The following is a 23,230-nucleotide window of genomic DNA, read 5'->3' on the forward strand; positions in this document are numbered from 1 at the left end:
CACACAAGGCCATGCAGAGTGCCGCTTAAAAAATCTCCACGCCTGCGCTGTGCTCCGGGTCGTATTTTTTGCGGCAGCCTGGTGTGCCCGCCCCCCGCGCAAATATTCTGCCTCTATCAAAGACCAATTGAGGCGTATGCCGAAATGGTTTGGGTAGAAACATTTTTTTAATCACTAAACACCATCAAGAAAATGGATTTAAAAAATCAGAATGGCGCGGAGTTGCAGGGAGGTGCGAGCGCAAACGAGGCAATTAACGGCAGGACCACCTGCAAGAATTTTTACGGAAACTATCATTCCTGACCGGTGCAATGGTTCCATGAATGCCGGACCCTCCAGGAGGTGAAGGCAACCTACAAAAAACTGGCCCGGCAGCATCATCCGGATTTAGGTGGCGATACGGCCGTCATGCAGGAAATCAACCGGGAATATGCGTTCGCTACTGCCAGGATCATGAATGGGGCAGGGCTTAGCGAGGAGGAAACGGAACACGAGATACTCTCGTCGGAAGCCTACCGGCAGGCCATTGAAAACATTGCCCACCTGCTCGGCGTCACCATCGAAATTGTTGGTCATTGGATTTGGGTGACCGGCAATACCTACCCCGTACGGGATGTTTTAAAAAAGGCGGGCTTCTTTTTTGCTTCTAAAAAGCAGGCATGGTATTTCCGTACTGCCGAATATAAGACCGCGAGATCGAGCGGCAAATCACTTGACGCCATCCGAAGCAAGTACGGTAGCGAAACGATACGCGATGAAAACCTGAAGCGTAAAAGCGGTAATCGACTGGGTCGCTGACGCGCACGAAGCTAATCGGTTTATTGTTTTCTATAGCATGGACTGCAAAGTTCATGCTTTGGCATGCGGCGACTACTTTTCTTTTTTCCGGCGGAAAAGAAAAGTAGCAAAAGAAACCGCCAGCCCTCCGCGATCTTTCAGGGAGGCCCGGTTTATTTGTCGTGATCGTCTTCGACGTCCTCAAATAAAAATTGAGGCTCGCTTTTGTCGGGCTTCGGCTTTTGCACGATCAGGGACGGGTTGACGTAATAAAGCTTCTTTCCATAGTGGGAAACCTGCTCTTTTGGCGATTTGGCGTTTTTAGACATGGTTAGGCTCTGTTGGTTTGCGTTTGGTTGATCTTTTCCTGAATCCAGTTTTGTACATCGCTTTGCAACCAGCCGACCGATTTAGGGCCTAACGTGATGGGCGCGGGGAATTTGGCAGCGGCGATCTTTTGATAAATGGTGCTTCGGGCCAGGCCGGTATTGTAAATCACTTCCGGCAATCGCATGATCTTGTGCATCGTCTTTCCTTTCTGGTTGATGTCGCTGTCTTGGCGACGGCGGCGTTTTGCCATAAAAAAAATCGGGGCAAAACTTCCAAAAAGAAAATCATGGCAATCCTTCTGTGGAATGTACAATGCCGGATGCTAATGCATCATCATGCTATACGCTTTAGGCGCTGCCCCTTCATGTCGGCGATTTTGTTTTCTCTGGCTTTGTCCTTAATGGCAGTCAGGTAATCTGCGTATTCCTGCATCATTTTTTTACGCTCGGGCAAGTATTCTGCCCGGTTGTAGGCCGCCCGGATTTTATCGCTGTCCTCATGCGCCAGTTGGCGCTCGATGACATCCGGCGCGTATCCTTTTTCATTGAGGATGGTGCTTGCCATTGTGCGGAAGCCATGACCGGTCATGCGCCCGCGATAACCCATGCGCCGCAGTGCCATGAGCACGGCTCCGTTGCTGATATGTTTATTCTTGCTGGCCGCACTGTAGAAGACATGGCTGCGCTGTCCGGTACGCGTTTGTAATTCGCGTAACAGGGCAATGGCCTGCGTGGAGAGCGGCACCACATGCGGTCGTTTCATTTTCATCCGCTCTTTAGGGATGTGCCATTCCTGCCGATCCCAATCAATCTCGTCCCATTGTGCGCCGATCAGCTCGCCGGTTCTTACAAAAGTGAGCGCCAATAGTTGCATGGCGATTCTTGCCTGATCTGAATTGTAGGATTCAACGGCGCGTAGTAGTTTGGGGAGTTCAGTTGGCGAAACGCAAGCATGGTGCTTTTCTTCGGAGCAGGGCAGAATATCACGCAAATCGGCAGCGGGGTTATGCGTGCAAAGCCCGCGTTGTGAAGCATAGCGAAATGTTTGGTTAATGGCTTGTTTCATGCGGTTGGCGATCTCTATCGTACCGCGTTTTCCTATAGTTTCCACAACTTCCACCACGTCTGGAATGGTAATATCCACAAGGGGTAATCCACCTATTAGGGGGAAAACGTGCCTTTCCATCCTTGCCAGAGATTGCGTGTTGTATCTTTCACTTTTTCCCTCGCCTCTGACTTCGAGCCAGCGCCGTGCAATTTTCTCAAACGTATTATCCATCTCGTGAGCTTTGCGCAGTTTTTGAATTTTCTTTTCGCGACCCGGATGTTTTCCTGCATTTAATAATTCGCGGGCGGCATCACGTTTTTTTCTGACTTCTGAGAGGGAGATTGCAGGGTATTTGCCGAGTGCGAACATCTGCGCCTTGCCGTTAAAATAATAACGCCAGCGCCATAATTTGCTGCCTGACGGAGCAATTTCTAAACATAGCCCGCTGCTATCGGCCACACGGTAGAGCTTGGCCTTCGGCTTGAAGCTTTTAATCGCAAGTTCTGTGAGTGCCATAAAATAGATTCCCGCAAATAATTCTACTCATAAATCTACTCACTTCCGTTGCGGATGTAAACAGATTAATGGATATCTGGTGGGATGGCTAATCGCTTTGTGGGCCTGTGTCAGCCTGGATTACGTAGATTGTTGTAGGCTGTGCTGGATTGGCGGATGGCTCCACGGGTTGAAGCCGGACAATTCTTTCTAACCTTTAATGGTGGCTGAAAGCATGCCGGCCTACGCTACATCTACTCATGTTTATACTCGCGCATAGCATGGCTTTGGGTGTTCTTTACTGGATTGTGTCGGATGCAATTTGTTATCGAAGCTATGCGGTGAATGTCGTTCCGTACCACAAAGTAGCATTCGGATATTAGCAAACTTCTTTTTGAAGGACTTCGATTTCACGCAGGTACTTAATGCATTTTGTAACGGTATCGTAGTGGGCACCCAGGACATGCGCAAGTCGCCTTGCGCTGATGTATATTTTCCCTTCGGTATCCATCCCCGCCATGACATGGATAAGTATCCGTAAAGCAAGCTGCGGGTATCGGCATTTTTCATCGCAGCAAATTTTTTCAGTAATAGAAACGAGGTTGATGCGCTCGATCACTAAGACGCCTTTTTGTGTTATTTGTTGATGATAATTTTTGATGATCTGCAATGTTATACCACTCCATAGGCTACTAAGGGCGGCGGGCTTACAACTTAAAATTGTGGTTTTCAATGGCCATCAGAACAATTATTCCGTTTCTTTTTTAGCGCTGTCGGCGCTATTGTGGCTTTTCCCTACCATCTTTTCCCTACAGCAAAGTGACAGAAGGTATGCTTGAGAACTCGCTTTTTGCGTGTATCTTGCTTATCTCCGCATAATGTGCGGAGATTAAATAGTCGATTCTCCGCATTTCCTCCGCGATGCTGTTACCGATCCCGGTTTTTATCCCTGTCATCCTGAACCGGGCCACCGCGCGAAAAGCCTTTGGCCCATTCACGCACTTCTCTTTCATATTCGGCCTTGCCGCTTACCAGTCCGCTGAAAAAAGGGTTGTGCTCATTAGGGCTGCTGGTAATTTGCGCGGCCAGTGTGGGCTCATGTTTCGCCAGCAAATAGCCGCTATTAAACCCATCAATATATTTTTGTTCCTGTTCGTCCATAACGGGTAATTTTTAATAGCTGTGTTTATTTAAATACGCATTGATCGAGTCGATATCATAAAGGATGATTTTTTTCTCCGGCTGCGAGAACCGGATTTTGCCCTCGTCGCGGAGCTTTTGCAGGGTGGTCTTGCTGGTGATGCGCAGTATTTTCATCGTTTCCTCGCCGCTGATCCATTTGACAGACATATTGTTCTGTTTTTCCTTGATGCGCTCGACAACGCGCTCGATGAGGGAGTAAAACGCCTCGTCGTGTAAGCAGATGACTTCCATTGGATTGAGAGTTGGTAAGGTTAAATATCCTTTAAAAATAATAATTTATATGCCGTATTAAAATAAATGGATGGTAATTTATCAATTGTTAACGATTGTCGGTTATACTTCAAAGAAAAGGGGCTAAAGGTTAGGTGATGAGCAACGCGGGCGATCATGATGCATTAACGGACGAAGCCAGATCGGCTGTATTAGCCTCCGGCGCGTTGGAAAATCTCAAACAGGTGTCGTTTGACACAACCTCTTCCGGTAAAAATGACGTGGAGGATTTAAAGCAGCAGGCTGAAACGGTTGTCGAAAATATCCAGCAATTACTCGACGGCGGCAACCTGGATGACAGCGCCGCGCTCAAACTATCGGCGGCTCTCACCAAACTGCGGGGTGCTTTGGGAAATGGTAAGCTTTCGCGCGCGGCGCTCACGGCGGCGTTGTCGGAAGCCGCCGCCGCGGTAAATGGCGCTGGCGATAAGGGGATGAGCGCGCAGCAAAAAGAAGCGCAGCTGTGGCAGCAGATTGAAGCGGACAACAAAGATATCGACGACGATTTCGAGAAGATGCGGAAAGCTGGCATCAACTTGAATGATGGGCTTTGGAACAAACACAAAGAATTGATGGAATATCTGAAAACGCACCCGCGTGACATCGCCAAACAGAAAGAACTCGATGCCGTTGATGACGCGATGCTGTTACAGGCGGAGCCGCAGATGGCGAAGCACCCGGAAGCGAAGCCGCTGTTCGAGGATGCGAAGAAGAAAAGTGATGATCGGCATCAGGCGGTGGATAGGGATTTGGCGGGGATAGATAAGAATACATCTATAAATAATAGCGTATCAATGGCGGATTTTGATGAGAACCCCAAATCGGCGAACGATAAACTCACCATGAACGATGTGGCTTCACCGTTAGTTGGTCAGAAGCCGAAACCGACATCAAAGCAGATGGGTTAAGCAGAGAATCAAATGCTCAAAGCCTGCGTTTGAAACGAAGCGAAAATATTTCATAAAAAATTTGTTCATGTGTAAACCAACGTATGCTTCCGAACAAAACCCAACCACAAGCGGACGTTTTTATTTTTTCCTTAAAGCTATAATTCGTTGATAAACATCAACTTCCACGATAGTGATTTTCTCAATATTACTGAATTGGACGATAGCTCTGTTCAAAGGTAAACGTTGGTTTACTTCATAACGGATTGTCTGGCGCAGTGGTGTTTTTAACCTTTGCGAAAAACAAGAAATATGAAAAAGGCAATCGCGTATTACCGAGTGTCAACCGGGCGGCAGGCGGAAAGCGGCTTAGGGATAGAAGCGCAGGTCAAGGCGGTAAGGGATTTCGCGACGAACAATGATTATTCCCTGGAAAAGGAATATATCGAAATAGAATCCGGTAAGAATAACCACCGGCCTGTCTTAAAAAGCGCGCTGCTTCAATGCAAGCGTAGGCAAGCGACGTTGATGGTGGCAAAACTCGACCGGATGAGCCGGAATCTAAATTTTGTTACTGGTCTGCTTGAAGCGGGCATCGATTTTAAGGCGATTGATGTGCCGACCGGCGAGAAATTCGTCATGCATATCATGGCGGCTGTTGCCGAGCACGAGCGCGACCAGATTAGCAAACGTACGTCACTCGCATTGCAGGCCGCGAAGGCCAAAGGCGTCGAGCTTGGAACCTATGGGCGCTATGTTTTATCAAAGGAAAACCGTGAGCTGTCGCATCGTTTCGCATTGGCGATGCTACCAACGATCACCGGTTTGTTGAAAGATGGTTTTGAAACGGTGCGCGCGATCACCGACGAGCTGAACCGGCTGAAGATTCCGACCTATCGGAATAACGGCAGCAAATGGCACGTAGGCACGGTCCACAAAGTAATGACACAGATAAATAAAAAAATATGAAAACAAAAAACCGAAATCAGGCACCGTTACCTAATGTTTTGAGCCGTCTAAAAGCGAAGTCTTTTATCCTTACCCGGGCATTTTTACTCGTCATAACGATGCTATCGGCCCGAACGGTATCGGCGCAGCAGAATCCCAAAATTCAAGCGGCCATAAACTCAATTAAAGAAGCCTACTACTGCGAAGATCAGGATTATCACACGGATGGTCAGCGTACGGTATGGGTTAAGTCTTATAAAAGATGGGAGCCTGAAGATTTGACCATTATGAAAAAAGAATCCCCCTCAACGTTAAGATTTCTTGGAATGGCAGCGCAACGTGCTCGCTACGATGTGTTGGAGCAATTACTCCCCGATTATTACCGGGAGCATGGCGGCGTGAAAGCGTTTGCAAATGCCGTAATCCAGGCAACTCAAAAGAATCTTTCCGCCGGAAGCTAATTCAGAATTATCCAATAACAACCGTATTTATTCATTCACAATTTAAATTTATCATTATGAAACGATTCATTACAGTCGCTGCCAAACATGGCGAAGAAGTGCTAATATTTATGCGCAACGCAGCCGCAGGCGCTGCTGGGGTGGATGCTTACACATGGCTAAAAAATCACCTTCAAAAAAAGCAAATTCCGCACAACGATCAGAACGCAAGCCACCAGAATCAGTTGCAGCATCAGGGCGGCTTTGTGTCATTCTATATCGGCCCTGATGGTAAATGGGTTTATGTGAACCATTAATTACTGCGTATTACAATATCCCTTCCCCTTATTGATTTCTCCCAATCCTTTCCGGTCACCGCGAAAGGATTTTTTTTGCATGCAAAATGCCGGTAAAATGAACTGGCTTCAATCAAGTTCTTATGCATTCAGGCAGTTCTGTAAAAAGGATGTTATGATCGACACATAAGGTAAACATAAAAAGGTCGTGTCATGAAGCTACTTTTTGTCTTTATTGGAAGTAACTAATATCGTCGTAACGGCCTTTGAAGCTTTTTGCATGCTACAGGTTAGTGAGTTTTCTGCCGGTTCTGCATTAATCAAAATATATAATCTCAAAAAATACCGTAAAAGTACCTTTTTTTATCAATGGGCAGTTTGCTAACATTACATCGTTTTATCAATGATTCGAATGTCGTTGAATTGCCTATAATAATTGGAATGCTGGTATCTCTGCTTGGTTTTTTACCGCCTCTGACGTCATTCAGTCAAATACCGGATAAGATTCCAAAAGTGATCGACGCCATCGCTGTCGCTTCGCATTGGCGATGCTGCCGACGATCCGCGGTTTATTGAAAAATGGTTTTGAAACGGTGCGCGCGATCACCGACGAACTGAACCGGCTGAAGATTCCGACCTAACGGCAGCAATCGGAATAATGGCACGTGGGCACGGTTCACAAAGTAATGACACAGATAAATAAAAAAATATGAAAACAAAAAATCGAAATCAGGCAGCATTACCCATTGTTTTGAACCGTCTAAAAGCGAAGCCTTTTGCTCTTACCCTGCTTATTGTTGCCGGGTTTTTTACCACATCCCCAAAAGCCTCTGCGCAGAAAATGCAGGATTTTTTTTATTCCAAAGGGGTGAAGGATTTATGTCAGGCCGCGCATGTCTCCAATGACTACGAAAGCGGCACCTATGATGTGCATGATGATTATGTCGATGTTACTTTTATCAGCAAGGATCACGTGTTCAATCGTGATATCCATACGTCCGTTCGGTTGATAAGAGGGGTGGGCGGGTTTTATTTTAATGATCTAATCGCGCCCGATGATGGCGATGTGGTGAAGCCTTTTAATGCGTTTGGTTTAACGGCTGCCTTGATGCTAACGCTGACTGAATCGATTGATAAAGAATCTTACAATAAATTAGAGCAGGCAATCACCGATCAATTTCACACAGATGTTAAGCAATGGAATGGCAAAATGTGGGCATTGTTCGCTATCAACCTAGATTATTTCGAGTATGCAGTGAAAAATTGACCCTGCAATTTTGGGCCTATGCCTTTCAGGCCCTAAAGAGAATCCATTATCTCCGTTTTTTTTGCGGAGATAATGAAATCTTTTAACGAGATTGAAGGAATTGCCGTTTTTATGGCGCGAAGCTGCTAGTCTCGCGTGCAGTCTCCAAAATAAACATATGGCTTAAAGACGGTGGGCGGTTTTCCAGCAGTATCCCCAATTAAACACCAAATTATCGCGCATCTTTTGAGGCCAATCGGCATCTCTATATGTAACAGGTTGATCGCCAAATGATGAAATCATTTAAAGGTCGAACCTTTCAGTCATATAAAAATCTGCTTTATGTTAGATGTTGGAACGAGCTTCATTAATAAAAAATTAATGTTCTTCCATTATGCTACATTATTAATAAACCGGAGAGCAATATGGCCGATTCTTCCTTTAACTGGAAAAACTACATTAGAGTTTCTGATAGGTTTAAAGAAAATAAAGGACTGGTCGAAAAAGCGTTGAACGATATTGCCGCCACTGGCAAGGACGGCGAAGAACTAATCGAAATGATATATGCTAATTGTAAAGGGCCGATTACCATTGAGCCCGATACGAGTAAATTATTTGGGTCTTCGGCTGCGCCGATGTTTGACGCAAATAATCTTCTTTTAAACCTTGATCAAATCAAAAAAGTCACTGTGAATACCCCACAGGGCCCGCAACATTTATCTCTTACTGGCGTGATAGTGCATGAGATGTTTCACCTTGCTGATTTCAACGTTAGTAAAGCTGTTCTCGCTTACATAGATCAACATAAAATGCTGGTTTCCGATCATCTCACACCCGATCAACGCAAATCAGTAACGAAAGCAGCCTATACATATTATCTAGAGCATGTGGACAGTTTAATGCACAATGATTCGACATTATCGCGTGATCAGGCACGAGACATTGTTGACAAAGAGTTTCAAAATGATTCTCAACAGTTGTTAACGAAACTGGCAGATTTGGCCAAAGTACCTAAAGGTTCATTTACCTATCCTCTACTTACAGATCCACAATTTTATGAAAAATTGCGGGCGGAACATTATGTCATGGCTATGGATAGATGTCCTGCCCGGGAACAAGACGCTACCCATTACACTGATGTTTTTATGGCAAAACATTTCCCGGCCGAACCTTGGCGAGGTGATTACGATAATGCGCAATTAGGTGAGGAAAAACCACTTTTCACCCAAGCGCCTGGATGTGGCGTATTCAAGCCGGGTATTTATGTTGCGCAAGAAGCGGAGATGGGGGAGCTTGGGCGACTTCACCAGCCGCGTATCTCTGCAACACCAAATCCCGGGTGCCCGGTTCCGGTTGTTTCACGCTAATCAAAAGAATGGCTTACAGTTTTTATATGGCTCAGGATGAAGTAATTGACGTTGACAAATTGCTCATTTCTCTGCCAAAAATTAACGGCTGCATTGAGCCCTTTTCCCCTTAATTGTTGTTCGATAAAACCGCCGCAGGTTATGCAGCGGTTTTTTATTTAGATGGTTTTGAGCGCATAGCTGGTATTCCGGCCGCCACCATCTTCTTTACGCAGGACGCCAACCCCAAAAGTTATGACAACACCGGGAGCTCAGAAGCATGTTGCAGCTCCTGTTCTTTCTTGAAGTTGAAGCCATTTTTGTCTTTATTAAAATTAACTAATGTCGTCGTAATGGCCTTTAGAAACTTATTTTGTAGGCTAAAGTTTGATGACTGCGGCTCTGTAAATACCAGGCGCGAAATGGTGAATGGGGGAGGGGATATTTTTTCTGTGCGGCAAAGCCGCTTTCACAGTCACTTTTTTTGTTAAAAAAAAGAATAAATGCTGTTCCCAAAAATGTTGTACCTATGTTGTACCAAAATAAAAAAGCCTGTTACTTTTTATCGTAACAGGCTGATTTTCAGTAGCGGGGAGCAGGATCGAACTGCCGACCTTAGGGTTATGAATCCTAAGGATACTAATATATCTTGATATAAAATGTGCTTTAATGGCCTAAAAATGCACTTTTTTCTCCAATATATAACAATAAAATCCAAGAAAATTCGTAAATTGCGTGACACATACGTGACACGGATATGGCAACAATCAAATTTTATCTTCGCAAAACATTGCTTGCAGATGGTACTTCTCCGCTTGTTTTAAAGGTTCTGAAAGACGGCAAACCCTCAATCTCGCATATCGGCGTAAACCTGTTGCATGAGCATTGGGATGCGCAAAAACGCAAGGTTAAAAAATCACACCCCAATGCAACAAAACTGAATAATTACCTGCTGAAAAAGCTGGCCGAGGCCAACAACACGGCGATAGATGCTTCAACGGTAGATGAACAGATTTCATCACGAACGCTTATGAAGAAAATAAAGCCGAAAACTGGCGGCAGTTTCTTCGTCCAAGCCGAAGCCTTTATGAATGACCTGAAAGCGACAGGCAACTTTAATGAATATAACGCTAACACTCCCCGCATCGCACGTTTCAAAGAGTTTTTGAATGGCAATGATATCGCGTTCAATGATATAACCGTTGCACTATTGGAACGCTATAAAGTGTGGTTACGTTCCACCCGCACCGTTGGCAAGGAAAAGCGCCCTATAGGTGAAAGGACAGTCGTAAACCACATTGTTATTATTCGCTCGGTATTCAGCAAAGCCATAGAAAACGGTGCCACTGAAAAGAAATATTATCCGTTCGGTAAAAACGGCCTTTCCATCAAAATACCCAAAGCCGCCAAAATCGGGCTGGATGCAGAAGATGTGCAACGCATCATAGATGCGGAATTTACCAATCCTAACCATAACCATGCCCGCAACTTATGGTTGATATCCTTCTATTTTGGTGGGATGCGTGCCTCGGATATCTTCCGGTTGAAGTGGTCGGATTTCAGGGAAAACCGCTTGTATTATACCATGGGGAAAAACAATGTCGCCGGAACGATTGAGGTTGACCCGCACGTGTTTACCATCCTGAAACAATATGAACATGACCGCCGCAATGCGCATGATTTTATCTTTCCTGAACTTAAGCAGATAAAAAACCTCAACGACGAGTTTTTAGTTGAGAAGATTATCAATGACAGCGTGGTACGGGTGGATAAATGGTTGCGAAAAAACGTCGCCCCTACGGCCAAAATTGTCCACCGCCTGACGTTGCACATTGCCCGCCACACATTTGGCAACCTTGCGGGCGAAAACATTCCGCTTGTGATGCTTCAAAAAATATTTAGGCATTCTAAAATAACGACGACGATGGAATATATGGGTAACTTTATCAATAAGGAAACAGATAAGGCACTTGCCACGGTATTAGATAAAGTGAAAAAGAAAGTCGCAAGTGACACCTAAGACAATCCTAAAATTTTATAGGCCTATTATATACGGTGGCTTGCAATAGTCATCGTATGTAATCTTTTATTCCGATATTGATATACTTTATTTATAACTTATTTTCCCATTCGAATACATAAATCATATATTTATCATTCAATCATAAATCACAATGGGCAAAATAATCGCTTTAAAAGGACGGGCCGAGTCTGGCAAGTCAACAACAATTGGTATGTTACCGTCAATTTTAGCCACAAATGGATATACTTTACTGGCGGGCAGCAGAAAAGTATACGGGAAAGACTTTCTGGAAATTTACACGAAAGGAAAACTCAAACTCGGTATCACAAGTGCTGGGGACAGCTACGATTTAGTGCATGATCGTTTAGATACATTAGTGGCTGCCAAATGTGATGATATTATTTGCGCATGTCGTACGTATGGTGGAACCCATGCCGCAATTGCTACTTTTACAACTTATAAGATATTATATATCCCAAAAACTTACGCGGCATCGGCTGCACAGCAAAGAACGGTCAACACAATAGATGCCAACGCAGTCTTCGCGGCTCTTTGATTATATCAGGATAAAATTGAATGAAGCCTCAATGATAATAAATTAGCTCAATCGAAGCAGTGGATGATTGTAGTTGATGAGGAATTATTTTACTTTATTGGAAGGTTTTGTATAATTTATTTTAATAGAAACTGGCTCAACTGAAATACCTTCCCTCATATCTTTAAGCGTAAATTTAGGTTCGTATTCACTCATATCTATTTTATTGCGGCTTATATAATTATCTACATCGCCTAAATTTCGTTCAAATTCTATGTGTTCCGTGTAATAACGCATAGTGAAAACACTATCGCTGTTACGCATAAATAAAATTTCTATTCCCAATATGCCATTTATTTGTTCCCCGTATCTCATATGACGATAACGTTCATTTGTGGGTAATGCTTCTAAAAGCGCAGTCGTTGGAAAATCAATAGCAATCCCATGATAGGTATAGATTAATGCTTTTGATAATTCTGCAAGCATATTGATATTATCTTTCATCATCCAAGCCTTTTCTATTAACACATGCATACGCAATAATCGATCAGGCCCCTTTAATGGTTTTATTTCGTAAACATTCACACTACCACAAATGCGGTTTTCTTTGGAATTTGACATGATGAAATATGATTACAAAAGGTAATTAATATTTTTTCTTTTGCTGGCTAACAATTTGTTCAGTATAAATATGATTATAGCCGTTGAAATTATAAGAATATTTGGTTTTCCATCACTTCGGAAATTAATTTCTTAACCTTAACTACCAATTCATTATATTTTTGTCTTTCACCTTCTTTAAATTCAATAGTATAGCCACCTCTTTCTTCGGTCGCATAGTATCCAAGTTTGCATTTAAACACAAACAGCTCAATATCTAGTGTGGTGCTATCATATTCTAATTCTTTTAGACGCATGTATGGCGAAAGCCCCATTTTTCTTAAATTGCCATTATACAACCATAAAACGAAACGATGCTCGCCATCTTTGACGTAACCGAAACATTTATCGCCTGTGAAATTCATTCTCTCATCAACGCAATCCCTAAATTCTATTTGTCTAAATATAGATTTAGTTAGCTTCTTTCCACCCAGTACGAGTGTTTTTATTTCTGCTTTGAGTGGATCTAACTTAATAGTTTCCATGTACGACAATGTAATGGTTAAAAATCTTTGATAGCTTAAAACACAAGGATAAATGTACAAAAACTTACCCCTTTGTGAATAATTCATTTGGGGAAATATCCAAAGCTTTGGCAATTATCAAAATGGTTGAAAGCTTGGGGTTAATCTTCCCTGTTTCTATTCTTGAAATTTGAGATAGCTCTATTTCAGCTAAATGCGCGAGAGCTTGCATCGAAAGCTTTTTTGCTTTCCTGTACGCACGGACATTCTGCCCGAATAATATTATACCATCATTTTCCCATGACAAAGCCATAAGCAAATGTGACGCACCTACACAAATAAAATTTAGGCATGCGTGCCTAAATTAAAATCTTATTTAATAGATTTGAATTATAAAATCAGCCCCATATGAAACTAAGAATTTTATTACTTGCGGCGGCTTGTATCATAAGCCTGCCTTGCCATGCGCAACAAAAAACCGTCAAAAAAAATGCCGCCAGTTCAGAAACGCTAACCGATGCTTCTATCATCGAATTGAGCAAAGCGGGATTGGGTGACGATGTTATCCTTTCAAAGATCGCGAGTTCGCAATCCAATTTTGATTTATCAACCGTCAAACTGATTGAATTAAAAAAGGCAGGGGTAAATAGCGCTGTCATCAATGCAATGATGTCAAAATTAAACGGCGCTCCCCCCGCGGTCGCCGCTATGCAAACAACCAAAATGCCACAAGGCCGGAAAGCAAGCCTATCCCTACAAATACTGAATTACCCTTATTACTTTGACAATGCGGGTAATGCTTATAAACCTATCGAAAAGGCCTCTTCGGGCATGCGCACGAAAAACAAAGCCTTCGGTTACGGCGGTGCGGAAGTATTCTACGATATAGATGGCGCAAAATCCCCTATCCGCCTCAACGGTGCGGATTCCGTTTCCTTCGTTATCAATACGGGTAACAACCCGTTACCAGAACTGGTGCTCTATAAGTTGAAAGTTGACGGCCAGAAACGAAGCGCAATCGCCATGTCCATGAGTGTTTTCAGCGGTGTTAAAGCGCCTAAAAATACCATCCCGTTCAATACCGTGCAACTTGGCAACGGCCTTTATAAGTTCGTATTCACCAACAAGCTTGCGGCGGGCGAATATTTCTTTTCGGGTAAACCTGTTGCCAATTCTACAACCGTCGATGTGTTTGCGTTCGGCATTGACTGATAATTAGTAACCAATAACTCATTATAAATTTAAATCCTACAACCATGAATTTTCTTCTTACAATCCTATTTCTACTTGTTATCGTTTTTGCTGTTTATCGTTTTATCAGGATGTTCACAAGCAATATAGTAACTGCAAACGATGATTATTTTCAACAAGCTGGCGTTCGTGTTGATTTTAAGCCAGGCACCATTACCATTAAAGGTAAAGTTTATGATGTCAAAAAGGTTACAGGTATCAACACTGTAACCCAGCCCGGCGGCGGCATACGCTCCACGATTGGAATGGTCGAGATATCAATGGATGATTTCAAAAAGCCTATTCACCGGATTACTATTTCGGGTGGTCACGGTAAAGCACCTGAATTTTCACAACGCTTATGTGTCGCAATCCGCAAAGCGGGCGGCCCTGATTTCTATTAATTCAATTAACCATGAAAAGAAAAGTATCTTATTTAATAATCGCTATAAGCATTCTATTTGCTGCCTGCGGTGGCGGTAAATCAAACGACCCTGCGCCAGCTAACAACACGGGGGTAACTGGTAGTACTGGCAGTACAGGAAGCACTGGGTCTACAGGCGGCACAGGCAATACAAATGGCTATGTTGTTAAAACAATCGCCATAAGCCGTATCATGCTTGGCGTTGATGCCAATTTCAAAATTACCGTTGCTGACTTGTTCGGCGGCGGGAACCGTGTCGTATTAAAGGCTGGCACCGGCTATACGATGGAAATGCCGAATACAAGTTTCGGTTCGGTGCCGGATGGTCTGACCAACGGCCCTGACGGTGTTTTAAGTTATGCCGACAAGGTTATTGATAACGGCACTGTCCCAACTGATACCACTGGCGCCAGTGCGGCCGTAATTAAACTGAAAGGTTTTGATAAAGCTAAAACAGGCTATAACCAATTAAATTTAGTGATGTATAAACTCGTTTGGGCCAAATATCCCGGATGGGCAGGCTATCAGAATAATTTAACCTATTTAACATTTACACGGCCAAGCGGTGCAACCAATTCGCGTTATGGGGCTACGTTTATCAAAGGGCTTTTTACGGGGAACATAAATATAACGGATGTAGAAATTGCAGCACCGCAATCCGCCAATCCCTATATTACCCAAGACCAAATTATATCACTGGGGCAATCAGTTTGGGACGTTGCGAATAGCAAACCATTAAATCCTGATTTACGCAGCCTCTATTTCAGGGCGTTATTCAATAATAGCGGGAGTTTGGGTGCAACGAAAAATCTAAAAATTGAATGGGTGAACGCCAACAACGCTACGGTGTCCAAGCTTGATGATTATAGCTATGCGGCGATATTCGGTAATATCAAAACAGGCGGCTTAAATCAGGTTGTTGACCCTGCGGATAGTACAAGCAAGGTGTTTTTGAGGGTTGCAGGACTTGACCCTAAAATATTCGGCTGTAATCAAATGCGGTTATTCCTAAGCTCTGACGGATTTTATGATGGGAGTTTAGAAGTGATCTTCACAACGAAACCATCAACCACACCGACGCTAACAGCAATCAAGGCGGCTTATATTCCTGTAAATATGGCCGTTTCGGTGTTAGGGCCAGAATGGCCGCATTATTAAGACGGCAACATTTTGTATATTGCCGTAATTGGTTTCCCCGTTAATTAATATAACAGAAAGACCAAGCAATGTGCCTGGTCTTTCTTAAATCAGTAAAATATGAATTGCTATATCATAGATGACGAACAACATAATATTGATATGCTGGAATTTTACATTAGTGAAATGCCTAACGTCAAATTAGTTGGCACCAATACCAATCCGGTAAATGCATTAAGAGAAATTGAACATTTAGGCAATGTTGATCTCGTTCTTTCAGATATGGATATGAATAAGCTGTCCGGCATTGATGTAAAGAACCGTTTGCCGTCACATATCGCGGTAATTTTCGTGACTGCGCATTTTATCAGTGATTTCGAGGGATTAAATTTAGGTGAAATTGATATAGTAACTAAGCCAGTCAATCCTGACAAATTAAAAGCGGCGATAGAGAAAGCGAGATAGTTACCAAATCTTCTCTTAGGCAGCCAACCTTACTTATATAATTACCTCTTCCGCTTTTTTTGCTCATTTTTAATACGGATTGCTTGCTGCATGGCAATTATTTTTTGTAGGTCTTTTTGTTTTTCGGAAATCATATCTTTTTCCTGCTGTTTGGCCTGAGCTGGCGTTTCGCTTTTCTTCCCTGTAATGGCCTCGCGCTGTTTAGCATGTTGTTCAACAATATCATTATGGCGCGTGCCGCCTTGCATTGACCACTCTTTGCTAAAATCCGCTACCTGTCCATCAATGCGTTTGCGGTATTCTTCCGGCATGTTTGCCCTGCCGCCAAACGCTGCGGTTAATGTTTCATGTTCCTTTTTTAAATTAGACCATGTTGCATCACGCAATTTTTTAAAATCTTCGATTTCTTGTTGTTGCTTGGCAAATAGTTCGGTTAAATCCATTAGAAGTAATTATTACTTCCAAGATAGGGAATTTATTAAATTATCGATGGCGTTTACGTTGTAAACTGCGTTGCTTAATCCGCTCCTGTTCGGCAACGATTTTTTGCCGTTCCAGTTCCTGTGGCGTTGGCTGGTTAACGGTCTTTGATTTGTTTTCAGCAAATTGTTGTGCTGCTTCCTGTTTGCGTTCCTGTTCGGTTTTATCGGGTTCGGCTGGTTTGGTAGCTTCTTTACTTGCTGCTTTAAATTCTTCAAACACTTGGTCAAATTTGCGCTGGTTGGTAACCTGCGCATCTTCCTTGGTTCCATCTGAACGGTTATCGGCAAAATCTTTGGCGATATTCGTGGCAGATGGTTTTTGTTCCTGCTTCTGCTGTTCTGTTTTGCCGGATTTGCTGCTTTGTTCGCGCATTAATTCAATGGCCTGCTTATCTGTTATCAAGGGCTCATGGCGCAAACGGGCGCGGACTTCTTTCGTCCTAACCCCGTCCAGTTGCCGCACAAGGTCAAAGGCACGTCCAGTGCCATCCACAATCATAAAAGGGCGGTTTCCGGTTCCAGCAGCAACCATGTAGCCAGCCTTTCGAGCTTCTTTGATAAATTCTGCTCCTGTGGTGGTTTTGTTCCATAGTTCGGTGGCGGCCTGCTTAAGGTCAAAGCGGTGAGGGTTTCGATATGGGGTTTGTTTGTGACCTAAAGCCTGCTCCATAATTGATCGCGTGGCATCAGCTTTGTATTTGCTGTTCTTATTGTCAATCATCTTACCTGTTTCATGATTATAGCGTTCCCAAACCACATGCGCATGGGTGCGGCCTTTTTTGGTATGCAGGGTGATGACACGGCGCTGGTTCTCGTAACCCGTACCTTTTGCGAGAATATCAGCCGCCAGATACCAATCCTCCCGTGTCATGGCCTTATCCTCGCCGTAGGCGGGATTGATTTGCGCATGGAAAAAAGCCTTATCGGTTTTGGTCAATTCCGAATTAAGTTCCATGCTGATAATAGTTTGGTACAGGTAATCAAGATCGGACGTTTCACGGCCATCGATCTCCAAGATTTCAACCTGTGAATTGTCGCCCAAAGCCATCAAATAATTTGATAGCTGCGCACCATTGCCGCGAATATCTACCCGTAAGATCATTTTCCTAAAATTTCCATTAGGTGTTTTACCAATGTATCAACACCGTAAATGGCGCTGTTCATGGCATGTTCGGAGATGTTGATAGGTTCGCCATCTTCACGCATCCGGTTATGCACTCGGGCAATCTGGTTAAGATTGCTGCCGTTCTTGTTTAACTCTGCCAAAATTTTGAGCAACAATTCACGGTCTGGTGTCGGCACGGTACGTGACGGCTTGGCATTCAATGCCAAGCCACGCAAAAAATCACTCGGCGTTGACCCGGCGTTTTTGGCATTTTGCCAAATTTGTGATTTCTCGGATGAGGTTACGCGCAAGCGTATCATAAGCTCACGCTTATCATCATCCAGTTTTTCAGGTCTTGCCATTTTGCTCTTGAATTTTGGTAAGGGGGGTTAAGGGGGGATGCATCGCCCCCCTTGCAAGTTTGGGTTGTGCGGAAATTACCCGTAAGGGTTTTTGTAGCTACAACCCACATCTTGCAACACGACTACAAGATACGTATTCAGAGCGAACTTTTCAGGAAAAATCGCATATATGCATTACAAACAATGGCGGTGCATCTAAAGGTAAAAAGAGTTATGCCTGTAAAAGAAAAAATAATACTTGCAGATATTATTTCCCTATATTACGGCGCCACAATTCCTAAACCTTATTATTTATGAGCGACGAAAAAAAGCCAGACGATGAGAATATAAAGCCTTTTTATATTCATTTCGGGAAGACCCGAAAGGAGCCAAAATATAGCCACGCGCCATCGAAGAATACTACAGACGATAAAAACGATGCCTCAGATATTCCACCGGAAAAAAATAACACGGTGCCGCCGATACCAAACCGCAATCCATATCAACAAGCGGCCAATAAAAGTGACGATGATGATATCTTTAGCCGATTGGGCATTACCAAAGCCGAATTTGATACGCTTATAGAATTTAGGGCGAATTACGAAGCACGGAATAATGTTTTCGTTTTCCTCGTTGGGGTTCTGCTCACGCCTATATCGCTGGCAGGATCGTTATTAGGTTATGTTCGGGCATATAGGCGCTTTTTTGATGGCCGGTCTGTAAGGGCGTATTTATGGCCGATGCGGCCTATCACACGATTGGCGATGATCTTAGGGGCAATTGTCTTTTGGTTGCTAATGCTGGCACTGTTTATTGTTGCAATCCCGGTGTTTGCCGCTGGCAATTATACCAAAGGACTTATTCTTGGTTATTTGGTAATCAACACAACCATTACCCTCATTGTATTTGGGATTTTCAAACTATGGCAGCGTAGAATTAATAGTGCCATTGCAGAGGGCAATAAATTCGGCTCGGCTCGGTTTGCTCATAATGACGAACTTTATACATTACGGAACGATACAGGTTTCTATATCGGCAACGGCCATTTGTTTGACGACAAAGGCCATATCCTGACTGTGGCGGGAACGCGCGGCGGTAAAGGCACCAATATTATAATTCCTAATTTATTAGGGGCTGGGAAAGTGCAAACAAGCTGGGTAATCATTGACCCAAAAGCGGAAAATACTTATATCACCCAAAAATATCAGCGTTCTATCGGGCAACAAGTTATTATCCTAAATCCGTGGGATTTATTTGGTTCCGATTTAGGCGAAACCCAAACCTACAATCCTCTCGATATTCTTAAACTCGATTCCCCGCATTTGGTGGATGATGTGCAAGTGATCGCCGAAATGATCGTGCCGATTGAGGCTGGAAGCGGGGATAAATTTTGGACGGATTCTGCCCGAACAATTGTAAGTGGCCTATTACTGCACCTTGTTACGTCACAGCCGAAAGACAACCAGACCCTTACCACATTGTGGGAATGGGTAAGGCTGGTTTCGGATGATTGGGATAAGCTTATTCAAGATATGGGTGTTTGTGATGTTCCGGTAAACGGCATTATTGTTAAAAATGCCGCCCATGAAATATTGAAGCTTCAATCTGCTGGCGATGATACTTTCGGCGGTATCATTGCCAATGTATTACAGGCAACGGATTTTCTTAAATCTCCTGCGTTGCAACAATCGCTAAAAAGTGGTTTTAAGCCTGAAACGCTGGCAGATGGCAAAACAACGCTGTATGTTATCATCCCTGCCGACAAACTCCGTTCACATGGTCGATATTTACGCTTGATCGTTACGAGCATGATGCGTGCGGTTATCAGGCAACCGAAAAACCGTGTAACTTTCCTCCTCGATGAATTTGCAGCATTAGGCTATCTGCCGGAAATTGAAACGGCACTGAGCACCTATGCCGGGTATAACGTTACGGTGTGGCCTATTCTGCAATCGCTTATCCAGTTAAAGAATTTGTATAAAGATAATTGGGAAACGTTTATTGCTAATTGTACCATACGGCAATATTTTACGATCAACGATAATTTTTCTGCTGATTATATTAGTAAAGCTATTGGCGAAACTTCGCATACAATAGTTAAAAAAGGCAACAATGGTGATGAACCGGAAACAAATAAACGGGCATTGGTTACACCTGACGAATTAAGGCGGGAATCAAGCAAGCGGATATTCATGTTTATAAATAATCTGCCGCCGACCTATGTAGATAAATTGCCTTATTATGAAGTGACGGAATGGGATGATAGAGCTGATAAAAATCCTTATATTTAAACACAATTGATTAGTTATGAATAAGATAATTATTTTAAGTTCAATATGCATTGCAATAATTTTAAACGGCTGCAGCAAAAAGCAAAGCCAAGAAACAATAATTGAAATTACACCACTTCATACTCCAACTACTTATAATGAACTTATTGCATCTGAAAAGATCACAAATAGAATTACATTAGACGGCACTAAAATCATTAACGATAGTTTTAATCAATTAATAACAAATAAAATTCTTATTGATCCTCAAAAAATTGCTGACCAAATAAAAAAAGTTGAAAATGTGAAAAATGCTTTTCCTAATCAAACTGGTTCTTCTATTATCGTACAACAAACTGATGGGAAAAATATCATCTTAATTATTAAAACTCAAGACGACATCCGCTTAGACCCTGTCATAAAAATAAATAATAGTCCTGCAGTAAATCCAATACAAACATTTTCTGAAGTATCGCGAGGTCGCAATTATCCTGCAATTATACCAACAATCAAAAAGGCAGTTATTCTCGCTCCTTTTGAAGCTTCTTTTAAATCAGATTTATACGCAATAGCTACTATTTTAGCTAATGCCGGATATTCAGTAGATATATTTCCAGATAATTTAGCGACGCTTGATAAATTTCGAGGTGACTTTTTAAAAAAATATGGCGTAATTTATATTAAAACCCACGGTACCGCACAAGATAATTTCTTAGGTGTATTTCCCTCTACTACCATTGCAACAGGTGAAATATATGATGAAAAAAAATTGTCTGAAATTGAATTGGGTGAAAGATTACTGGTAAGAGAATCTGTTAATCTTATCAATAATGTTCATTATTTTGGTGTATCACCTGAATACATCAAATATACTTTAACGGACAAATTTCCAAACTCATTAGTTTTTATAGATGCTTGCGAATCCGCGATTAACAATGATTTATCTGGCATGTTTTTAAAAAACGGAGCGATTGGCTATCAAGGTTATAATCAGGTAATGAGAGTTTATTTCACTAATATGATTTCATTGGAACTAATGTCTCTACTTGAAGAAGGAACGCCATTATCAAACACAAAACCGAGTTTAACTTATGATCCTGGTGTCAAGAAAGTATCATTACCTAATGTACCTGGAGCTAATATAAATGCCCTTATAAACGTATTCGATCAAAATAATTCGCAAATTTTGATCAATAGGGATAATTCTGGGACTGCTGTTATATCACCAAGCTTCGGTTACATTGGTAATCCCGTAATGTTTTATGGCTTTGCTAATGTTTATAACTCTTCGGGAATTAACTTAGCCTCAACCCTTTCGGTTACTACAGTAAGCACTGGTCAAACAATGCTATTCGGAAAATCAACCGGTACTGGTAATCAATTAGCATACTGGGAATATAATACGGTTTTGGGCGGCAAATTCTCCAGTATTCCATATGTTGATCTTTACATCTTTAAAACTTTTGATATTCATGGTAATATTTTGGAGACATTAACATCAACAGGCATAGTTCTGAATCGATAATTAAGAGGTTATTTTATTGAAGCGTTTTAAGAGTATCATCATCTTAACATTAGCAATTTTCATTGTGTGCTGTAGATTTTCTAACACTGCAACTGTGAGTCATGATGAACTTGAAAAACTTATTTTAAAAGATGATTTTTTAAATTTAAGCGCTGAGAATTATATAACGAAGTCTTTAGCCATTATAAATCGGCTTTCAACAAGCCAAATCCATAAATTAGTTCCAAATGTTATTAACACGAAGGAAGCTAAGGCTGAAATTATTGTTGCTACAATTAGAGAACACAAGGATATATTATTCGCGGATACAAATGAGCCGTTTAATTCGGTATCATTCTTTAATAAATCTACATTTATACAGTGTGTGATATTAATTCGTGAACCTGGTGAACAATAACTATTACTCTTCATTATGCAGGTTAAATGTTGTTGTATGACCTATTAAATTCACTTATCCAACTAGAGAATTTTGTAAGGGTAATAGGAAATGTTTACCCACAGCCTTACATATATTACTTTACTGTAAATGATTTATCAGGTAATCCTATAAGTAGGTGTTCTGCCTCATTTACCTTACACGAAAAGTAGAATTAAGGTCTTTTTAAATTGAAAAAACTCTTATTGTGTTTATTGATAACCGTTTTAATAGCTTGGAATATATTTCCCGAGTTGAGTTGTAAATTGAACAAAAGTGAATTTTCAGTTTTTTACAACTCACATGAATTTGCACATGGCGATTTTATCAATGCAAATTATAATGTATATACATTGAACGAAGTAGCAAATTTATCCGATAATGATTTTTATAAAATTTTACCATGTTACAAAAAACGTGATCTTACCAATGTAATTCTTATTGCGGAAATTTTCAGAATTAACCCGGCATACAGTGATGTTACCATTGGCCAAAACGGTAACGCGATTAACTATTTTGATAAGAAAAAAAAATCAAAAGAGCAGTTAATATTTAACGCTACTAAATTTCAGTAACGTAACGCCGGATAAATTGCGGCGAGCATCGGGCAAAAAGATTCATGTTATTGTCGATCTGCCGCCTTGAAATTAGTTGGTTTAAATGCTAACTAAATGTGCTATCAAAAAAAGATGCACCACAGTTGAACCAACAAAAAGCAGGACATTCTACGTTATATAAATCATTGAATACTACCAAAAAACTGAACTGAAAATTTCTTACGAATTTCTTTGAGGTATTTAATATTAGGACTAAAAGCTTGTTGTTACTATGGCCTCCAACATAGAATCAAAATAATATTTGGTGCAGGA

At 42.1% G+C, this 23,230-nt stretch carries 29 protein-coding genes; 17 read left to right on the plus strand and 12 right to left on the minus strand.

All coding sequences use genetic code 11. The annotated features are described in order from the left end of the window. Window positions 1–342 precede the first annotated feature (342 nt). Entirely contained in the window at window positions 343–798 is a 456-nt protein-coding gene (locus MUCPA_RS28245) for a J domain-containing protein (protein ID WP_233276805.1), read from the plus strand. A gap of 152 nt (window positions 799–950) precedes the next feature. On the opposite strand, the gene MUCPA_RS37955 is transcribed toward MUCPA_RS28245, so the two are convergent. The 6 genes from MUCPA_RS37955 to MUCPA_RS28270 all read right to left on the minus strand — a co-directional run bounded on the left by MUCPA_RS37955 (window position 951) and on the right by MUCPA_RS28270 (window position 4,083). After that, window positions 951–1,106, minus strand: a complete 156-nt coding sequence (locus MUCPA_RS37955) for a hypothetical protein (protein ID WP_008511157.1) — start codon at window positions 1,104–1,106, stop codon at window positions 951–953. 2 nt (window positions 1,107–1,108) lie between these two features. Beyond that, a complete protein-coding gene (locus tag MUCPA_RS28250) occupies window positions 1,109–1,303 on the minus strand; it encodes a helix-turn-helix transcriptional regulator (protein ID WP_040628249.1) in 195 nt (64 codons plus the stop codon). Between the two features lie 137 nt (window positions 1,304–1,440). Next, window positions 1,441–2,670 carry a tyrosine-type recombinase/integrase gene (locus MUCPA_RS28255; protein ID WP_008511162.1) on the minus strand — a complete coding sequence of 410 codons (1,230 nt, stop codon included), beginning with the start codon at window positions 2,668–2,670 and terminating at the stop codon, window positions 1,441–1,443. A 358-nt stretch (window positions 2,671–3,028) separates the two neighbouring features. Next, window positions 3,029–3,319, minus strand: coding sequence for a hypothetical protein (locus MUCPA_RS28260; protein ID WP_157544001.1), 291 nt, complete (start codon window positions 3,317–3,319; stop codon window positions 3,029–3,031). A gap of 257 nt (window positions 3,320–3,576) precedes the next feature. Further along, window positions 3,577–3,810, minus strand: coding sequence for a hypothetical protein (locus MUCPA_RS28265; RefSeq protein ID WP_008511164.1), 234 nt, complete (start codon window positions 3,808–3,810; stop codon window positions 3,577–3,579). Window positions 3,811–3,822: 12 nt separating this feature from the next. Further along, window positions 3,823–4,083 carry a helix-turn-helix domain-containing protein gene (locus tag MUCPA_RS28270; RefSeq protein WP_008511166.1) on the minus strand — a complete coding sequence of 87 codons (261 nt, stop codon included), beginning with the start codon at window positions 4,081–4,083 and terminating at the stop codon, window positions 3,823–3,825. A gap of 137 nt (window positions 4,084–4,220) precedes the next feature. On the opposite strand from MUCPA_RS28270, the gene MUCPA_RS28275 reads away from it, so the two are divergent. The 8 genes from MUCPA_RS28275 to MUCPA_RS28315 all read left to right on the plus strand — a co-directional run bounded on the left by MUCPA_RS28275 (window position 4,221) and on the right by MUCPA_RS28315 (window position 11,864). Further along, window positions 4,221–5,030: a hypothetical protein gene (locus MUCPA_RS28275; protein WP_008511168.1), complete on the plus strand. Its 810-nt coding sequence runs from the start codon at window positions 4,221–4,223 to the stop codon at window positions 5,028–5,030. A 291-nt stretch (window positions 5,031–5,321) separates the two neighbouring features. Next, on the plus strand, window positions 5,322–5,978 hold the full coding sequence (locus MUCPA_RS28280) for a recombinase family protein (protein ID WP_008511169.1): 657 nt from the start codon (window positions 5,322–5,324) through the stop codon (window positions 5,976–5,978). Continuing rightward, window positions 5,975–6,418, plus strand: a complete 444-nt coding sequence (locus MUCPA_RS28285; RefSeq protein WP_008511171.1) for a hypothetical protein — start codon at window positions 5,975–5,977, stop codon at window positions 6,416–6,418. Before MUCPA_RS28280 ends, MUCPA_RS28285 begins: the two co-directional genes overlap by 4 nt. Before the next feature lie 56 nt (window positions 6,419–6,474). Continuing rightward, on the plus strand, window positions 6,475–6,714 hold the full coding sequence (locus tag MUCPA_RS28290) for a hypothetical protein (protein ID WP_008511172.1): 240 nt from the start codon (window positions 6,475–6,477) through the stop codon (window positions 6,712–6,714). A gap of 688 nt (window positions 6,715–7,402) precedes the next feature. Further along, a complete protein-coding gene (locus MUCPA_RS28295) occupies window positions 7,403–7,960 on the plus strand; it encodes a hypothetical protein (RefSeq protein ID WP_008511173.1) in 558 nt (185 codons plus the stop codon). A 404-nt stretch (window positions 7,961–8,364) separates the two neighbouring features. Further along, window positions 8,365–9,306, plus strand: coding sequence for a hypothetical protein (locus MUCPA_RS28300; protein WP_008511174.1), 942 nt, complete (start codon window positions 8,365–8,367; stop codon window positions 9,304–9,306). Between the two features lie 736 nt (window positions 9,307–10,042). Further along, entirely contained in the window at window positions 10,043–11,305 is a 1,263-nt protein-coding gene (locus MUCPA_RS28310) for a site-specific integrase (protein WP_008511179.1), read from the plus strand. 154 nt (window positions 11,306–11,459) lie between these two features. After that, a complete protein-coding gene (locus tag MUCPA_RS28315) occupies window positions 11,460–11,864 on the plus strand; it encodes a hypothetical protein (RefSeq protein ID WP_008511181.1) in 405 nt (134 codons plus the stop codon). 84 nt (window positions 11,865–11,948) lie between these two features. On the opposite strand, the gene MUCPA_RS28320 is transcribed toward MUCPA_RS28315, so the two are convergent. The 3 genes from MUCPA_RS28320 to MUCPA_RS39620 form a co-directional block, all read right to left on the minus strand. Beyond that, window positions 11,949–12,464, minus strand: a complete 516-nt coding sequence (locus MUCPA_RS28320) for a hypothetical protein (RefSeq protein WP_008511182.1) — start codon at window positions 12,462–12,464, stop codon at window positions 11,949–11,951. Window positions 12,465–12,553: 89 nt separating this feature from the next. Further along, window positions 12,554–12,988 carry a hypothetical protein gene (locus tag MUCPA_RS28325; RefSeq protein ID WP_008511184.1) on the minus strand — a complete coding sequence of 145 codons (435 nt, stop codon included), beginning with the start codon at window positions 12,986–12,988 and terminating at the stop codon, window positions 12,554–12,556. A 64-nt stretch (window positions 12,989–13,052) separates the two neighbouring features. Continuing rightward, window positions 13,053–13,280 (minus strand): helix-turn-helix domain-containing protein, encoded by a 228-nt coding sequence (locus MUCPA_RS39620; RefSeq protein ID WP_008511186.1) that lies wholly within the window; start codon window positions 13,278–13,280, stop codon window positions 13,053–13,055. A gap of 95 nt (window positions 13,281–13,375) precedes the next feature. On the opposite strand from MUCPA_RS39620, the gene MUCPA_RS28335 reads away from it, so the two are divergent. The 4 genes from MUCPA_RS28335 to MUCPA_RS28350 all read left to right on the plus strand — a co-directional run bounded on the left by MUCPA_RS28335 (window position 13,376) and on the right by MUCPA_RS28350 (window position 16,223). After that, window positions 13,376–14,179 (plus strand): hypothetical protein, encoded by an 804-nt coding sequence (locus MUCPA_RS28335; RefSeq protein WP_008511188.1) that lies wholly within the window; start codon window positions 13,376–13,378, stop codon window positions 14,177–14,179. Window positions 14,180–14,223: 44 nt separating this feature from the next. Then, a complete protein-coding gene (locus MUCPA_RS28340; protein WP_008511190.1) occupies window positions 14,224–14,601 on the plus strand; it encodes a hypothetical protein in 378 nt (125 codons plus the stop codon). 11 nt (window positions 14,602–14,612) lie between these two features. Beyond that, window positions 14,613–15,779, plus strand: coding sequence for a hypothetical protein (locus MUCPA_RS28345; protein WP_008511191.1), 1,167 nt, complete (start codon window positions 14,613–14,615; stop codon window positions 15,777–15,779). Window positions 15,780–15,878: 99 nt separating this feature from the next. Continuing rightward, on the plus strand, window positions 15,879–16,223 hold the full coding sequence (locus MUCPA_RS28350; protein WP_008511192.1) for a LytR/AlgR family response regulator transcription factor: 345 nt from the start codon (window positions 15,879–15,881) through the stop codon (window positions 16,221–16,223). 41 nt (window positions 16,224–16,264) lie between these two features. Here MUCPA_RS28350 and MUCPA_RS28355 read toward each other — a convergent pair whose 3' ends face one another. The 3 genes from MUCPA_RS28355 to MUCPA_RS28365 are packed head-to-tail and all read right to left on the minus strand — an operon-like array spanning window position 16,265 to window position 18,172. Beyond that, window positions 16,265–16,666 carry a hypothetical protein gene (locus MUCPA_RS28355; RefSeq protein WP_008511194.1) on the minus strand — a complete coding sequence of 134 codons (402 nt, stop codon included), beginning with the start codon at window positions 16,664–16,666 and terminating at the stop codon, window positions 16,265–16,267. 40 nt (window positions 16,667–16,706) lie between these two features. Next, on the minus strand, window positions 16,707–17,807 hold the full coding sequence (locus tag MUCPA_RS28360) for a relaxase/mobilization nuclease domain-containing protein (protein ID WP_008511195.1): 1,101 nt from the start codon (window positions 17,805–17,807) through the stop codon (window positions 16,707–16,709). Further along, the gene (locus MUCPA_RS28365; RefSeq protein ID WP_008511197.1) at window positions 17,804–18,172 is read right to left on the minus strand and encodes a plasmid mobilization protein; all 369 of its coding nucleotides are present in this window, start codon (window positions 18,170–18,172) and stop codon (window positions 17,804–17,806) included. The genes MUCPA_RS28360 and MUCPA_RS28365 overlap by 4 nt, the downstream gene beginning before the upstream one ends. Window positions 18,173–18,465: 293 nt before the next feature. Between MUCPA_RS28365 and MUCPA_RS28375 the strand changes: the two genes are divergently transcribed. From MUCPA_RS28375 to MUCPA_RS28390, 4 genes are all read left to right on the plus strand, one after another. Beyond that, window positions 18,466–20,442 (plus strand): type IV secretory system conjugative DNA transfer family protein, encoded by a 1,977-nt coding sequence (locus MUCPA_RS28375; protein ID WP_008511198.1) that lies wholly within the window; start codon window positions 18,466–18,468, stop codon window positions 20,440–20,442. A 16-nt stretch (window positions 20,443–20,458) separates the two neighbouring features. Next, window positions 20,459–21,946, plus strand: a complete 1,488-nt coding sequence (locus tag MUCPA_RS28380; protein WP_008511199.1) for a hypothetical protein — start codon at window positions 20,459–20,461, stop codon at window positions 21,944–21,946. Window positions 21,947–21,962: 16 nt separating this feature from the next. Then, window positions 21,963–22,343, plus strand: coding sequence for a hypothetical protein (locus MUCPA_RS28385; protein WP_008511201.1), 381 nt, complete (start codon window positions 21,963–21,965; stop codon window positions 22,341–22,343). A 209-nt stretch (window positions 22,344–22,552) separates the two neighbouring features. Continuing rightward, window positions 22,553–22,936 carry a hypothetical protein gene (locus MUCPA_RS28390; RefSeq protein WP_008511203.1) on the plus strand — a complete coding sequence of 128 codons (384 nt, stop codon included), beginning with the start codon at window positions 22,553–22,555 and terminating at the stop codon, window positions 22,934–22,936. Window positions 22,937–23,230 lie beyond the last annotated feature (294 nt).

The sequence above is a fragment of the Mucilaginibacter paludis DSM 18603 genome, from assembly GCF_000166195.2.
GTDB classification, from domain to species: Bacteria; Bacteroidota; Bacteroidia; order Sphingobacteriales; family Sphingobacteriaceae; genus Mucilaginibacter; species Mucilaginibacter paludis.